Origin of the sequence: Oerskovia douganii (assembly GCF_015142735.1) — a bacterium.
Lineage (GTDB): Bacteria > Actinomycetota > Actinomycetes > Actinomycetales > Cellulomonadaceae > Oerskovia > Oerskovia douganii.
Genome location: NZ_JACSPN010000022.1, coordinates 58,895 through 73,062 on the forward strand (window position 1 = coordinate 58,895; position 14,168 = coordinate 73,062).

At 69.5% G+C, this 14,168-nt stretch carries 12 protein-coding genes; 5 read left to right on the forward strand and 7 right to left on the reverse strand.

Annotated elements, in window-relative coordinates:
* The first annotated feature begins 164 nt into the window (after positions 1-164).
* The gene (locus tag H9623_RS15240; RefSeq protein WP_193720874.1) at positions 165-581 is read left to right on the forward strand and encodes an Hsp20/alpha crystallin family protein; all 417 of its coding nucleotides are present in this window, start codon (positions 165-167) and stop codon (positions 579-581) included.
* Between the two features lie 145 nt (positions 582-726).
* Here H9623_RS15240 and H9623_RS15245 read toward each other — a convergent pair whose 3' ends face one another.
* Both H9623_RS15245 and H9623_RS15250 read right to left on the reverse strand, forming a co-directional pair.
* On the reverse strand, positions 727-1,572 hold the full coding sequence (locus H9623_RS15245) for an SDR family NAD(P)-dependent oxidoreductase (protein WP_193720875.1): 846 nt from the start codon (positions 1,570-1,572) through the stop codon (positions 727-729).
* Positions 1,573-1,744: 172 nt separating this feature from the next.
* On the reverse strand, positions 1,745-2,608 hold the full coding sequence (locus H9623_RS15250; protein WP_193720876.1) for a hypothetical protein: 864 nt from the start codon (positions 2,606-2,608) through the stop codon (positions 1,745-1,747).
* A 193-nt stretch (positions 2,609-2,801) separates the two neighbouring features.
* On the opposite strand from H9623_RS15250, the gene H9623_RS15255 reads away from it, so the two are divergent.
* Complete coding sequence (locus tag H9623_RS15255) at positions 2,802-3,842, forward strand: hypothetical protein (RefSeq protein WP_227748737.1); 1,041 nt, start codon at positions 2,802-2,804, stop codon at positions 3,840-3,842.
* Between the two features lie 28 nt (positions 3,843-3,870).
* Here the strand turns inward: H9623_RS15255 and H9623_RS15260 are convergent, their stop codons facing one another.
* Positions 3,871-4,152 (reverse strand): hypothetical protein, encoded by a 282-nt coding sequence (locus H9623_RS15260; protein ID WP_193720877.1) that lies wholly within the window; start codon positions 4,150-4,152, stop codon positions 3,871-3,873.
* A 132-nt stretch (positions 4,153-4,284) separates the two neighbouring features.
* On the opposite strand from H9623_RS15260, the gene H9623_RS15265 reads away from it, so the two are divergent.
* Complete coding sequence (locus tag H9623_RS15265; protein WP_193720878.1) at positions 4,285-5,661, forward strand: exonuclease domain-containing protein; 1,377 nt, start codon at positions 4,285-4,287, stop codon at positions 5,659-5,661.
* A 49-nt stretch (positions 5,662-5,710) separates the two neighbouring features.
* On the opposite strand, the gene H9623_RS15270 is transcribed toward H9623_RS15265, so the two are convergent.
* The 3 genes from H9623_RS15270 to H9623_RS20075 form a co-directional block, all read right to left on the reverse strand.
* Positions 5,711-6,127 (reverse strand): type II toxin-antitoxin system VapC family toxin, encoded by a 417-nt coding sequence (locus H9623_RS15270; RefSeq protein WP_193720879.1) that lies wholly within the window; start codon positions 6,125-6,127, stop codon positions 5,711-5,713.
* Entirely contained in the window at positions 6,124-6,354 is a 231-nt protein-coding gene (locus H9623_RS15275; RefSeq protein WP_056653009.1) for a FitA-like ribbon-helix-helix domain-containing protein, read from the reverse strand. Before H9623_RS15275 ends, H9623_RS15270 begins: the two co-directional genes overlap by 4 nt.
* An 80-nt stretch (positions 6,355-6,434) precedes the next feature.
* Positions 6,435-7,769 (reverse strand): carbohydrate-binding protein, encoded by a 1,335-nt coding sequence (locus H9623_RS20075; RefSeq protein WP_193720880.1) that lies wholly within the window; start codon positions 7,767-7,769, stop codon positions 6,435-6,437.
* 228 nt (positions 7,770-7,997) lie between these two features.
* On the opposite strand from H9623_RS20075, the gene H9623_RS15285 reads away from it, so the two are divergent.
* Both H9623_RS15285 and H9623_RS15290 read left to right on the forward strand, forming a co-directional pair.
* Positions 7,998-8,885, forward strand: a complete 888-nt coding sequence (locus H9623_RS15285) for an HNH endonuclease (RefSeq protein ID WP_193720881.1) — start codon at positions 7,998-8,000, stop codon at positions 8,883-8,885.
* A 99-nt stretch (positions 8,886-8,984) separates the two neighbouring features.
* Positions 8,985-11,366, forward strand: a complete 2,382-nt coding sequence (locus tag H9623_RS15290; RefSeq protein ID WP_193720882.1) for a HelD family protein — start codon at positions 8,985-8,987, stop codon at positions 11,364-11,366.
* A 180-nt stretch (positions 11,367-11,546) separates the two neighbouring features.
* On the opposite strand, the gene H9623_RS15295 is transcribed toward H9623_RS15290, so the two are convergent.
* The gene (locus tag H9623_RS15295) at positions 11,547-13,973 is read right to left on the reverse strand and encodes an AAA domain-containing protein (RefSeq protein ID WP_193720883.1); all 2,427 of its coding nucleotides are present in this window, start codon (positions 13,971-13,973) and stop codon (positions 11,547-11,549) included.
* Between the last annotated feature and the right edge of the window lie 195 nt (positions 13,974-14,168).

Sequence of the window (14,168 nt, forward strand, 5' to 3'; positions counted from 1 at the left end):
CCGAACCCGAGGTTCGTCAGGCAACTGGTCGCCGGGGCCCGGCGAACCTCGGGTTCGGCACCCGGGCGGGTGTTCGTCGACGGCGAACGCACACCTGGAATTGAGCGTAGGTGACTCAAGTTGTAACGGTCAGAGGTATTCACACACCGACCGAAGGAGTCACCATGACCACCACCCTCACCACCGGCCCCGCATTCGACCGCGCCCTGCGTGACCTCCTCACCCCCCGCCCCGTGGCAGGCGTCCCGGCCCACGCCGACGTCTACCAGGACGGCGACGACCTGGTCGCGCGCTTCGACCTGCCGGGCATCGACCCTGCCCGGGACGTCACGGTCGAGGTCGAGGGACGCAAGCTCGTCGTGCGCGGTGAGCGCAAGGACGAGCGCGCCGAGGAGGCCGACGGCCGTCGCGTCCGCGAGGTCCGCTACGGTGCGTTCCACCGCGTCGTGACCCTCCCCAAGGCAGCCGACGCGGACGCGATCAGCGCCCGCTACGACGCAGGTGTCCTGACCGTCACCGTCTCCGGCGTCTACGCCGGCACGACGCCGCAGCGCATCGAGGTCACGACCTCGGCGTCCTGACGGTCCCCAGACTCCCGGCCACAGGCCAACCCCCCTTCAGCCTGCGGTGCGGTGAGACCGACGGGGCCGGTGCGTAGAGCACCGGCCCCGTCGTGCTGTCCAGGCCACCGACCCCGCGGGCCGAGCGACGCCCCAGCGGACGTCCTCAGGCAGCGGCCCCCGGCTCCGCCGCGTCCGCGACCATGGCCGCGCTCACGTCCCACAGCTCGGCCGCGAGCCGCGCGTCACCCACGAGAGGGTGGGTCGCCGCGACCTTGCGCTTCACGAAGTAGTTCCCGGGCTCCCAGTCGACCCCGGGCGTCGACGTCGCGAGCCACACGAGCGTGTCCGCTCCCTTGGCCGACGACGTCAGGAAGCGGCTCAGCACGCTCTGGTACAGGACGCGCATGCTGCTCGTCGACGTCGCCGCGAAGTTCGTCGCGACCACCCCGGGATGGAAGGCCGCGGCCGAGATCCCGGACGCCCGGTACCGGCGGTCGAGCTCGCGCGTGAACAGGTTGACCGCGAGCTTCGCGTTGCCGTACGCGGTGTTCGGCGCGTACCCGCGCTCGGACTCGAGGTCGTCGAGGTGGAAGTCGCTGAAGAGCCGGTGGGCGGCGCTGCTCGTGCTGATGACGCTCGCACGGCTCTCCTCGAGCCGGTCGAGCAGCAGCGTCGTGAGGAGGAACGGGGCCAGGTGGTTGACCTGGAACGTGAGCTCGTGACCGTCCTCGGAGACCTGGCGGTCGGCCATGATGCCGCCCGCGTTGTTCGCGAGGACGTCGATCCGCTCGTAGCGCTCCAGGAGGTCCTCCGCGAGCGCCCGCACGTCGCTCAGGCGCGCGAAGTCCGCCACGAGGAAGTCGGCGCCCAGCTCACGTGCGACGGCTGCGGTCTTCTCGGGCGAGCGCCCGACGACCACGACCTCGTGCCCGTCCTCGCTCAGTCGCCGCGCAGCAGCGGCGCCGATCCCGTCGCTCGCCCCGGTGATGACGATGGTCCTGCGCGCCATGGTTCTCCGCATCGTGTGGTGTCGTGGCTCGAGAGCGGGCCGGCGTGACCGTCTCGGGCGGTCGCCCCGCTCCCTTCGGAGCCTAGGTCGCCGGGCTGCTGCGTCGCACGGCGAGCGACGGCCGTCGCGCCCATCTCGCCCCTCCTGCAGCGCCGACAGCGGTCGCGGCGACCTACGCCGTCGGGCCTTGCGTGCGGGCGAAGCGGTCGCGGAGGCTCAGCGCGGTCGACCGCCACGCCGCGGCGCGCTTGATCGTCGCGCCCATCTCGCCCTCGTCGACCGGGACGTGCGCGACGCGCACTTCGCGCTCGGCCGCGATCGCCAGCATCGCGTCGGTCGACCCGGGGAAGGCGAGCTGCAGCAGGACCGACGTCGTCGACGCCTGCCGCTCACCTTCCCCGATCCGGCGCCGGTAGACGATCTCCGTCACGGTCCTCCGCGTGAACGAGCCGCCCGACCCGGAGTCGTCGCGGGGCGCCTCGGAGTCGAGAAGGTACGCGACGTCGTCGGGCAGGGGCACGACCGCCAGGTAGAGCGACACGAGGAGCTCCGACACCTTGCCCAGGACCCACCCGCGCCCGGGCACGCGCGGGATCACGCGCAGGTACTGCGCGAAGTTGGCCTCGAGCGCGTCGGCCGACAGGCTGGACCACGCGGGCTGCGTGCGCACCTCGATCACGCGGTCCCAGTCGACCAGGTCGCCGTCGAACCCGATCTCCCGCGCCCCGACGTGCACCGCCCCGAACCGGTCGAGCAGCTCGAGGGGCTTCGTCGCGAAGCGCGGCACGTACGGGACCTGGCGCACGAGCCCCGCGACGGACGCGTCCCACCTCGTCGAGAGGGGCGGCGCCGGGTGCGGGTAGGCGGCGAGCGCGCGGCCCACCCAGCCGGTGACCGCATCGAGGCGAGGCTTCCCGCTCTCGCGGCCCGACGGCGCAGCGTCCGTCGCGTCGTCGGGTGCGGCGTCGGTGGTGGTCGGCTCGAGGGTCGCGCCGACCTCGGCCGACGGTGCGGTGGTCGAGGCGGTCGTGTTCACGGGCTCCCCTGCGTCGGTGTGGGTCGCGCTCCGGGGGTGCGATCCGGGCGCGGTCGGCTCCGGAGACTACCCGGAGGTGCCGAGCAGGCGGTCCTGGTTCCACAGGGGCCCGGATCGAGCCGCGTGCCGCTGGTCGGCAGCGGGCTGGGCATCATGCTCGGCGATGTCGGAGAAACGGTGCGACGCTGGGGCGATGAACGAGAGCGGCACCTCGGACGGTGGCGGTTCGGGCAGCGACGCACCGGGCGCCGACGAGGCCGTCGACCACCTGTTCTCCCTGCCCCTCGACGAGTTCGTCGCGGCTCGCAACGCCGCAGCGAAGGAGGCAGCCGCGGGCGGTGACGCGGTGGGCGCCGCCCGGCTCCGGGCACTGACCAAGCCGACCGTCGCGGCGTGGGTCGTCAACCAGGTCTCACGCTCGCACGCCGCGCAGGTCGCCGACCTCGTGGCCCTCGGGGACGACCTCCGCGCGGCGACCGAGGCGCGGGACCGGGCGCGCCTCACCGAGCTCGACCACGAGCGCCGACGGCAGGTCGACGCCCTGGTCACGGAGGTCTCGCGCGCCGGGGAGGTCGACGGCCGCGCGGTGTCGGGCGAGGTGCTGCGGCGACTCGGCGAGACGCTGACCGCAGCCGTCATGGACCCGGGCGCGGGGGCCCTCGTCCAGGCCGGGCGGCTGACGCAGGCGCTGCAGTACGTCGGGTTCGGGATCGTGGACGAGTCCGGCGAGACCGCGGACGTCGTGTCGCTGAGCGCGGAACGGGAGGCGCGGCGGGGGCCCGGGGCGGGTGCCGGCGGCGCGGCACGCGCCGGCGGCGGGACGCGGGGGAAGCGGACGGAACCTGCGCGGGCGCGGACCGAGCAAGCCCCCGGGGACGACGCCGGTACCGAGCACCCTGGATCGGACACCGACCTCGCCGCCGCCGAGCGTGACGTCGCCGCGGCAGCCGCGGAGATCGACCGCCTCGAAGGCCGCCGCGACCAGGCCGCCGACGTCGTGCGGGAGGCGAGCGACGCCGTCGGGCCGCTGGACGCGCGCCTCAGCGCGCTCGACGAGCAGATCGCCCGCCTGACCGCCGAACGCGACGAGGTCCGTGGTGCGCTCGACGAGGCGCGGGGCGTCCTCGCCGAGGCCGAGGAGGAGCTCGCCGCGATCGACCGCGACCTGGCGGCCGCCGAGGAGACGGCAGAGGAAGCGAGGCGGCGGCGCCGGGCGGTGCGGGGCAGGTCCTGATGCCGCAGTGCGTGCGACGTCTTGACGGTCAGTCGCCCGTGGGCGGAGCGGTGCGCTCGGGGATCTGGACCCTGATCGAGACCTGGTCGTCGCCCAGCGGCGGCGTCGTGGGCGGGGTCGTCGCGGGATCCGTAGGGCTGGGGGTGGGCGTCGGCTCGACGGGCGGCGTGGTCGGTGGCGACGTCGGGGTGCTCGTCACGCTGGGCGTCGGGGTGGGCGTCGGGGTGGGCTGGCCGGGAACGGGCCCCTTGCACCCCGCGAGGACTGCGGCGGACAGCAGGACCGTGGCCGTGACGACACCAGTGCGCACTACAGCTCCCCGTTGAATCGGTATGTCCGTACAGGTTAGGAATGATCCGCGCGTATCGCTCGGCGACATGCGCCCCACCGAGCCCTATGCCGGGACTTCACCCCACAGCCGGAACCTGGCACGCTGTCCCCCGTGCCCGGATTCGCCGTGATCGACCTCGAGACCACAGGGTTCTCGCCCCGCCAGCACGACCGCATCGCCGAGGTCGCCGTCGTCCTCACCGATGCCGCCGGTCGCGTCCAGGACGAGTGGTGCACGCTCGTCAACCCCGAGCGCGACCTCGGACCGCAGCACGTGCACGGTATCAGCGCGGCCGACGTGAGCCTCGCGCCCACGTTCGCGGTCGTCGCGCCGCACCTCGCGCGGCTCATCGAGGGGCGCGTGATCGTCGCCCACAACGCGAGCTTCGACACGCGCTTCCTGCGCGCCGAGCTCGGGCGCGTGGGCCTGCCCGTGGGGATCGACCCGCTCGCGTGCCTGTGCACCATGCGCCTGGCCGGGACGTTCCTGCCGTCCGCGCCGCGCGGTCTCGCGATCTGCTGCGAGCTCGCGGGCGTGGTGCACGACGGCGCCCACTCGGCTCTCGGCGACGCCCGCGCCACCGCGGGTCTCCTCGAGCACTACCTGGGACTCGACGACGCCGACCCGCTCTGGGCCCAGGCCCACGAGGCGTCTGCCACGCACTCGTGGCCCGGCCTCGCGGTCCCCGACGGCTTCTCCCCCGTGCTGCGCGGCGCGAGCCGCCCCACCGGGCACTGGCTCTCCGGCCTGTCCGACCGCCTCGACCGCGTCCCCTTCCCCGTCGAGGCCGACGACTACCTCGCGCTCCTCGACCTCGCCCTGCTCGACCGGTACGTGTCCTTCACCGAGCGCGGCGCCCTGCTCGCCGCCGCCGAGGAGGCCGGGCTCAGCCGCGCACAGGTCGAGTCACTGCACCACGGCTACCTCGATGCGCTCGCGCGGGTCGCGCTCGAGGACGGCGTGCTCTCGGACGCCGAGGTCGCCGACCTCCACGAGGTAGCCGGCCAGCTCGGCATGGACGCGGACGACGTCGCGGCGGCGGTCGAGCGCGCGGCGTCCGGCCCGGCGCTCGCCCCCCAGCCCGACGCCGGAGCGCACCTGCGCGCGGAGGCGAGCGGCGCCGTCGGGCCGCGTGGGGCTGACGCGCTGGGCGGGGCTGACGCGCTGGGTCGGGCTGCCCGGGGCGCCGCGCTGGGTGGGGCCGTCGCGACCGTGGCCGCGCGGCCTCGGTTCGCGCTGACTCAGGGCGACGAGATCGTGCTGACCGGGGCCATGACGCGGCCCCGCGAGGACTGGGAGCGCGAGGCGCGGGCGGCCGGACTGTCACCCTGGCCGAACGTCACCAAGCGCACGCGCGTCGTGATCGCGGCCGACCCGGACTCGCTGTCCGGGAAGGCCCGGACCGCGCGGCGGTACGGGATCCCCGTCGTGAGCGAGAGCGTGCTCGAGGAGCTGCTGGGGCGGGTCGAGGTCACGGGGGTGCGGTGACGCCGTGCGTCGTCGGGCCAGGGTTGTCCACAGGGGCCGATGGCCCGTCCTAGGCGACGAGCTCGATCGTGCAGCGGGGGCCGGGCGCGGGCGCGAGCCGCGCATCCGTCGTGACGAGGGTGGCGTCGAGATGTTCCGCGAGCGCGACGTAGGCGGCGTCGTACGTGCTCAGGTTGGGGCCGAGCTCCCAGGCTCGGGCGGCCAGCACCTCGAAGGGCCAGAGCTCGACGGGCAGGCGACGCAGAGCGTCGAAGGCGATACGCGCCTCGCCGTCCGACAGCAGTCCTGCTGCGCGGCGACGGCGCAGCACGTTCGTGACCTCGTACGGAAGGAGCGACGGAGCGAACAACGTGGCGCCACGGAGCAGTTGGGCAACCGTATCGCCCCGCGTCGACGGGTCGATGAGCAATACGACGACCGCCGACGCATCCGGGACGGCGAGACCGCCCTGACGGTGGTGACTCACCGGCGGTCGGCGGCGAGGTCCGCGGTCAACGAGTCCATCTCGAGCGCAGGGAAGCCCCGGGCGTTGCGACGGATGTCGACGAGGACGCCCTCGAGCGACGGCTTGGCTGCCAGGTCGTCGAGGGCCTGGGCGAGGTACTCCTGCAGCGATCGCCCTGAGGCGGCCGCACGCGAGGCGAGCTCGTCGCGCACCTCCTGCGGGACGTCGCGGATCGTGATCGAGACCATGCTTGCACTCTACTGCTGATGCTGCTGATCTCGCAGCACTTGGGCGACCGGGGTGAAAACCACCAGATGCTAGAAGCCGATCAGCAGGTCCCGACGACCGCCCACGCTCCCCACTGCGCCGTCCCGGGCGTCTCACCCTGGGTCCACCAGCGGGCCGTGTAGGTGCTGCCGGCGTGCGAGACGGTGGCTCCACCCGTGTAGACGGCGCCCGCGTTCCAGGCCGGAGCGGTGCACGCGGGCGTGGTGGGGCTCGGCGAGGGTGAGGGCGTCGGGCTCGGGGTGGGCTCCCGCGTCGGGCTGGGTTCTGGGCTCGGCCCGCCGCCCACCAGCGAGACGGGGATGCCCGGGTTGACCAGGCCGTCTCCCCCGACGACCGTGTTGTCGCTCGTCACCGTCACCGGACAGGTCGCCGCGTCGTAGACGGTCACCTCGATCGCGTACCGCCCGGACCCGACGGCGCCGCTCAGGTCCGAGGAGTTGTTCCGGAAGGTCGTTCCGCAGCCCCAGCCAGGCGACTGCTGGTGCGGCTGGAAGCCGGACTTCGTGGTCCCGACGCCGACGTTGTCCTCGACGACGTAGTCGTTGCCCTTGACGTCGACCCACGAGTCGTCGTAATTGGCGCCCGTCAGGCCGTCGCCGTAGAACGTGTTGCCCGCGATGCGGCCGCCCCGCGTGCCCTCCTTGATGTCGACGTTCTCGCCACGGACCAGCGGGCCGATGACGTTGTCGAGGATCTGGACGTGGTCGGACGTGTCGCTGTAGGTGTTGGCGGACCCGACGTAGACGCCCTCGCCCATGCCGCGCCCGTCCTGCCCGGTGTCGAAGATGCGCGAGTTCTTCAGCACTCCGTAGCTGCTCGACGTGCGGAAGTGCACGCCCTCCATGGTGAGGTCGTGGACCGTGACGCCGTCGATCGTGACGTGGTCGGACGAGTCGACCATGATGCCCTTCTGGGCGTTCTGGACCGTGATGCCGTGGACTGTCCAGTGATCGGCGTCGGTGAGCTGGAGGACGTTGCCACCGCCGCTCGATGTGCGCAGGACGGCGTTCGCGGAGCCTTCGAGGGTGATCGGGGCCGACGCCGTGGCCGGGCGCCCCGTGACCTTGAAGTTGCCCGTGTAGACGCCGTCGGCGAGGTGGATTGTCTGGCCCGGGGTGGCCGCCGCGAGGGCGGACTTGAGCTGGGCCGCGGTCGAGACGGAGACGGTCTCGGCGGCGGCTGCCGGTTCGGGTGAGGTGGTGGCGACCGCGACGAGGGCGAGGGTCGCTGCGGTGGTAGCTGCGGCGAGGAGGAGTCTGCGGTGGGCGGGCGTGTTGGTGGTGGGCGTGGTGAGTGATGCGGGGCGGGCCGCGAGAGTGGTGCGGCGGGTCGCGAGCGGAGCGCGGCGCCGTTGCCACGCGGTCGGTGTCGTCATGCGTGGAGGATGCTCGCGCTGGGTGTGCGTGGTCAACGGGTTGCAGCGAAGAGTGTGGGAACTACGTACTCAGGAGGCGTCGGCGCGGGCCGCCGGCGCCTCCCGTGCGCGAGTCGCCCTTCGACTCGCGCTGCCCATGCGTCGCCCGCGCCGACGATCTGGACGTTCCGCCCATACTTCACCCTTCTGAAGCTTGAAAGTACGTCGCGGGGCTGATGAGCTTCCGCCATGGACTCAGCCGTCGAAGCCGCCCTCCGAGCGCGAATCATCCAGTGGGTCCACCAGCGAGCAGACATGAACGGTGGCTTCCTTCATCGTGACGAGCTGCTCGACTTCCACATCGACGGCGGGAAGCTCCCCGTCATCGACTATTCCCGCGGGATCCGCAATCCAAGGACCTTCTCGTCAACGCTGTCGATCGTGAGCGTCGCCGACGGCCCGTACGACGATGCTGAGTCCGACGATGGGCTCCTCCACTATGCCTATCGCGCTGGCGACCCGTGGACCGGAGACAACCGAAAGCTCCGGCACGCGATGGAGACCGGGATGCCGCTGATCCTCTTCCGCAAGGAAGTCCCGAACATCTATACGCCTGTTGCCCCGGTCTACGTCGTCGACGACGAGCCCGAGAATCGCCAGTTCCTCATTGCTCTCGATGAGGCCTTCAAGTTCATCCCCGACCCCGGCCACTTGACGGCACCCCAACGTGCGCATGCCCTCCGGCTTGCGAAAAAGCGACTGCACCAGCCAGCGTTCCGCACACGCGTGCTCGTCGCCTACGAGACCCAGTGCGCTGTCTGCAATATCAAGCACGGCGCTCTCCTCGATGCCGCTCACATCATCCCGGACAGCGACGAACGTGGCCTGCCCACCGTGAACAATGGCCTCGCCTTGTGCAAGATCCACCACGCTGCCTACGACCACAACATGCTCGCCGTGACACCTGACTACGAGGTCCGCCTTGCGCTCGATCTCCTGGAAGAGATCGACGGACCGATGCTCAAGCATGGCCTCCAGGAGATGCACGGTCGCCAGATCACCGTCCCTCGGCGACGCGTGGATCGACCAGACCGCGAGTTGCTCGCCTGGCGCTTCGAAACCTTCAAGCGCTCGTAGCGCGGGCTGCAACACCTCTCGCTGGTTCGCCGCAGAATGGCCCCTCTGACGCTGTCAGAGGATCTCGCTAACCCTAAAGTCCCAAATCATAGGAGAATTGTGAACACTCCACCGGTCGGCGCGACGCTTGTCGATGAGCAGGCATTCTTCGACCACGCCCGGGAGACCCGGGAGTCAAAGCGGGCAGCACGAAGCGCCGCGCCATCTGCTGCCGGCGACAACAAGGCCGCGAGCCATCTCAAGGCGAATGCCGCAGCCGACGAGACACTGGGTGACCCGTCGGATGCCGCGGCGTACCTACGCATCGATACCACTGATGAGACGTTCTACGTCGGTCGGGCTGGGGTTCGAGATAGCGCCGGCGATGCACTCGTCTACTCCTGGAAGGCCCGCTTCATCCAAGGACTCGCCTCGGCGACAGCCCAGGACCCGGGCGATGTCGTTCGACAACGTCGGTACTACGTGAAGCCTGTCAACACGATTACGGAGACGAACGACACGGTCTTCGCGGAGCTAGCCCAGCGCATCGCCGACTTGGAGGGGGTCAATCCAGGGAAGGATCCCGTAGCGTACGTGATGGGCGAGGATTCCCTGCTCGTCGCCGTGCTGGAGCAGGAACGTAAGCCGGAGATGCGCCAGATCGTCGAGACGATCCAGGCGGCCCAGGCGGCCCTCATCAGCGCTGATGCCGATCAGCTACTCGTCATCCAGGGCGGACCAGGCACGGGCAAGACTGCTGTCGCCCTCCACCGCGTGTCCTCGCTCCTCTATGAGGGAGACGTCGCTCCGGAAGACGTGCTCATCATCGGGCCCAACCCGACGTTCACGCGGTACATCAGCAAGGTGCTGCCGGAGCTCGGCGACGAGCACGTGCGCCAGACCGACATCACTCGCTTGCTCGGCACTCCGGTCACCGTCAACTTCAAGGAAGAGGCTGCCGCGGCGCGACTCAAGGGTGACGACCGGATGGTCGAGGTCCTGGCGAAGGGGCTACGGGATCGCCTGCGCCACCCCGCGGAGAGTCAACCGTTCACCGTGCGCGGGGTTTCCTGGCGAGTGCGGCTCGAGCCTGTCGAGGTCACCGCCATGATCAATGAGGAGAGCGACATGCCCTACTCATCCGGGCGCGTCGCTTTCCGCGAGCGTCTGACCTCGGAGATCGCGGTCAAGGCGCGCCGACGCGCCAAGGATGACCGCAGCCGGATATCCGGCGACGTCCGCGACCTTCTCGACGTCGGCGAAATTGACAACGCAATCGAGCGCATCTGGCCACAGCTCTCACCGCAGTCGTATGTGCGTGACCTCTACGGCTCCCTAGAGCGACTGGTGTCTGCTGCTCAGGGCACGTCGCTGACGGTAGACGAGCTTCAGCTGCTTCGCCGCGCGTCAGCTCCGCGACTGGCAGAGCAGACGTGGTCGCGCGAGGACATCGTCTTGCTCGACCATGCCGCGGCGGAGATGGGCGGTGAGAGCGAGTCCTACAAGCACATCGTCGTCGACGAGGCGCAGGACCTGTCGCCCATGCAGTGGCTGGCGGTCCGTCGCCGCTCCGCTAACGGCGCGTTCACCGTAGTAGGGGACATCGCTCAGTCGACGGGCCTCTGGGCGCGTGACGGATGGGACGAGGTGGTAAACCTCCTACGGTCCCCGCTCCCGCACGAGTCGGTCGAACTAAAGTACGGCTATCGCGTCCCACGGCAGGTGATGGACCTCGCGGCAAGGTTGCTGCCCACTGCGGCGCCCGGCATCACTGCTCCTCTGGTTGTTCGGGATGCGCCACGCGATCCCCAGTTCCGGGAAGTGGCCCCGGAATCAGTTGCCCTCGCCGCCGTTAGGTCGGTCCAAGAACACTCGGGCAAGGGCAGGTTCCTCGGCGTCGTCTGCCCGGATGCGCGACGCGACGAAATCATCGCTGCGCTCCGCGACGAGGACATCAACTGGGACGACGCGGACAATGGTGCGCTGGGGGCATCCATCAACCTCGTGAGCCCTGTCGCCGCGAAGGGCCTGGAGTTCGACGCGGTTGTCGTTGTCGACCCGGCCGAGATCGTCAAGGCCGGACCCCACGGAGAGCGCATGCTGTATATCGCTCTCACGCGCACCACGAAGTACCTAGATGTCATCTACCCCGTCGGCTCCCTGCCATCGACGCTCTCTGTGGGTGAGCCGGGAAACGTTGGCGATGCGGAAGCAACCACTATGACTACAGGGCCGGCCGACGACGCTTTTCCGGCAGCTCCCTTCGCGACCATCGATATCGCGCCGACGACTGGGCAGGACTCCCCGGCGATCGCATCACCTCGCGTTCCCTCAGCCGCCCCTACTATGGCAAATCTGTCCCCGTCACAGCAGAAGACCGTACGATTCCATGCCGCCAACGTGTTTGACCTCCTCGAGGACAACGCTCCCCGCCACATGTGGAGGGCCGTTCTCGCTGCGGCTCTGGAAGAGCTCGAGCAGGACGATCTCTCACGCAACTGAGCGCTACGAACATTGTGAGGCGCCCTGGGTTTCGTGGCCCCAATTGTGCGGCCCGTCGCGGTTCGTGGTGAATAAGGTCATAAGCGGGCATTCACCGGAACACGAAGATCCCTCAACTGGATGCTTCACCACTCGTCTCGCGGACCGGTCCGAGCAGATCGATCGCCGACGCGACAGAACTCAGGGCTCGCCAGAGAACCAGCTCTCTGGCGGCACGCGCATGACGAATAGTGGAGCGCCATTCTTATACGTGACAAGGACGCCCGAACGGCTTCGCTTGAACGTTCCGCCGGCAGGCCGCGCGCGCCGCATTGCGTTGACGATGGGAAGGGCGGCATCGCGACCGATCGCCGACATGAGGTCAATGCCGCCTCCCCGGGGGTACACCGCTCCTGAGTGGTCGAGCTGATAGCGACGGCCGGTCGCCCAGGCATCCTCGAGCTCCTCCCGTGTGGGGGAGGACTCACCCGTGCTGGCTGCAAACTCTGGCACCCCCGGCCGCTCAAGGGGAGTCCTCGGTCGGTCGATCTCAACCCTGTGCCTAGTGGTGGGATTCACTCGCGACACTTGCGCGTTAGGCTGCGTCACCTGGGCGCGGATATACGCCTCCTTGACCTCGGGCGACAGCCGCCCCCTGCCGCCGACAGGGATCCCGTTCTGAAGTGCCCACCTCCGGATGTCCGCTGCGGGTGCCTCCATGGACGGGGTGGTCGGCATGACCTCCCCCGCGCGAGCAGTTGAATCTGGGCGTGACGTAACCGTCGACCCAGTCTCCGGGGCAAGGCGTGGTGCAGAGTCAGGACGGTGGACCTCAGCCGAGGGGGTCGAAGCCGAGGGGGCGGTAGCCTGGGCCGCGCGTTCGGCTTCACGCTCAAGGCGCGCGAGTCGCTGGGCGGCGAGCCGCTCTTCTTGGGCCTGGCGCCGTTCGGCACTCTCGGCCGCACGGCGTTTCAGCGTCTCGAGCCGCTCCCAGAGCGGCTGCATAGCTTCTTCGGGGTCAAGGTAGAAGGCGGAGGCTCGGACGCGCCAGAAGTTCCAACCCAGCCGCTCGAGCACTCGTTGCCGACGCACGTCGTCGTCCCACTTGTCCGGGCCGTGGAACGAATCACCGTCGCACTCGATTGCCAGACGTTCGCCCTCGCCCACCGTTGCGACAAAGTCGATGCGATAGGCGCCCACGCGGTGCTGCGGCTCGACGTCGTACCCACGCTCGAGCATTCGTGTGAGGACGTCCCGCTCAAACTTCGACTCGGTGAGCTCGAACAGATCGATGTGGTTCTTGCGCTTGCCCCCGTCCCGCACGTGCTCGATCAGCAGTCGGCGCTGGTCCTGCGCGTTCAACGTTGCGGGGTCCACGCTGTAGAAGACCCAGAGTTGGTCCTGGGCACGCGACGCAGCGACGTTCGCCCACTGCTCGTGAATCGGCCGAGTTGCGGCGTACGAGTTGTCGTCCGCAACGACCGAGAGAAAGATGATGTTGCGCTCATCGCCCTGGAAGACCGGTGGGGTGCCGACCCGCAGTTTCCGGTTCTCGTATTCCTCGGTGCCCAGTCTCTCGACGAGCATGGCTTCGATGATCTGTGCTTGCGGGCCACTCATCATCGTGACGACGCCGAAGGTGAGTCCGTCGTACCGCGGGTCGGCAACACAATCAGCGATCTGGTCAACGAGTACTTCTGCCTCACGCCGGTTGGTCCGGTGCGACCCGACCCGCACCGATGCACCATCGGTTACGTGGACCGCACGCAACGGCTCGCCGATCTGTGGAACGGTGACCTCCCGCAGTGGAAGCACCTTGCCACTGTAGTAACGGTTAGAGAAGGCGATGATCTCCGGCACGCAACGGAAGTGCTCCCGCAGCAGGATCGTCGACGGGAATGCTCGCCCCGAGATGGAGTACAGCGACTCGTCCATCGTGAGTAGGGCCTTGCCAGGAAGGTCCCCGATGAACTGGTTTTGGAGGTCAAAGATCCGGTCAGTCTTGATGCCAACGGCCTGGGGTGAGGTCTGCTTGTCGTCGCCGACGACGACGGACTTCTCGCCAAGGGCAAGGACTCCAAGGGACAACAGGTCGCACTGGGAGGACTCGTCGACGATCACGACGTCGAAGGGCTCCGAGACCCGCGGGTCAAAGTTCTCAAGTACGCGGTAGATCGGCATGATCCACACGGGCACCGAACCCATCGCTTCCGGGAGTGCCGCGCGCGCCTGCGCGAGGAAACGAGGCGCGTTCTTTCCTGTCCCTTTACCGGCACGTCGGGTAGCTTGAAGCCAGACCTCCAGTGCCTTGCGTTGGCGGTCCTTGGTGTTCTGCTTCAGTCGAACCCGTGCCGACCTGCTGGCGAGGTCGGTGATGAGCACGCGGAGATCCGTTGCCTCCTCGTGCGCGCGCTCCATGAGGTGGGCAACGTCCGAGGTGGCGTGCAGCTCAGAGAGCCACGTCCGCGCTGCGGCGATATCCCACGCCGTGGAGGCATCATGTGAGTCGCCGACCGTTGCCGGGTCGCCGCCGGATGTGAGGATCGCCCGGGCCCAGACCGGCGCCCCGGCGTCGGCGAGCCGGCTGGCAAGTTCGGCACGGCGTCGGAGGCGTGGGCGGAGCGCCATCAAGCGGTCCGTTTCGGCACGGGTGTCCTCCCACCGACCCGGCTCGCGCAAGTGCAGCGCGGACTCAAGGAGGCTCCACAACGCTGACGCGTTCTCCTGCGAGCGGCGTTCAGCTAGTTGTTGTGGGTCATGACGTTGGTGACACGCCGGGAGGTGGGGGCGTAGGCGAGGGGTAGGCCTTGAACCGCAGGATGG

Excerpts from the sequence above, each read along its gene's own strand:
- H9623_RS15240 (WP_193720874.1), top strand. The coding sequence starts at position 165 with ATGACCACCACCCTCACCACCGGCCCCGCATTCGACCGCGCCCTGCGT.
- H9623_RS15245 (WP_193720875.1), bottom strand. The coding sequence starts at position 1,572 with ATGGCGCGCAGGACCATCGTCATCACCGGGGCGAGCGACGGGATCGGC.
- H9623_RS15255 (WP_227748737.1), top strand. The coding sequence starts at position 2,802 with ATGAACGAGAGCGGCACCTCGGACGGTGGCGGTTCGGGCAGCGACGCA.
- H9623_RS15275 (WP_056653009.1), bottom strand. The coding sequence starts at position 6,354 with ATGGTCTCGATCACGATCCGCGACGTCCCGCAGGAGGTGCGCGACGAG.
- H9623_RS20075 (WP_193720880.1), bottom strand. The coding sequence starts at position 7,769 with ATGACGACACCGACCGCGTGGCAACGGCGCCGCGCTCCGCTCGCGACC.
- H9623_RS15285 (WP_193720881.1), top strand. The coding sequence starts at position 7,998 with ATGGACTCAGCCGTCGAAGCCGCCCTCCGAGCGCGAATCATCCAGTGG.
- H9623_RS15295 (WP_193720883.1), bottom strand. The coding sequence starts at position 13,973 with ATGGCGCTCCGCCCACGCCTCCGACGCCGTGCCGAACTTGCCAGCCGG.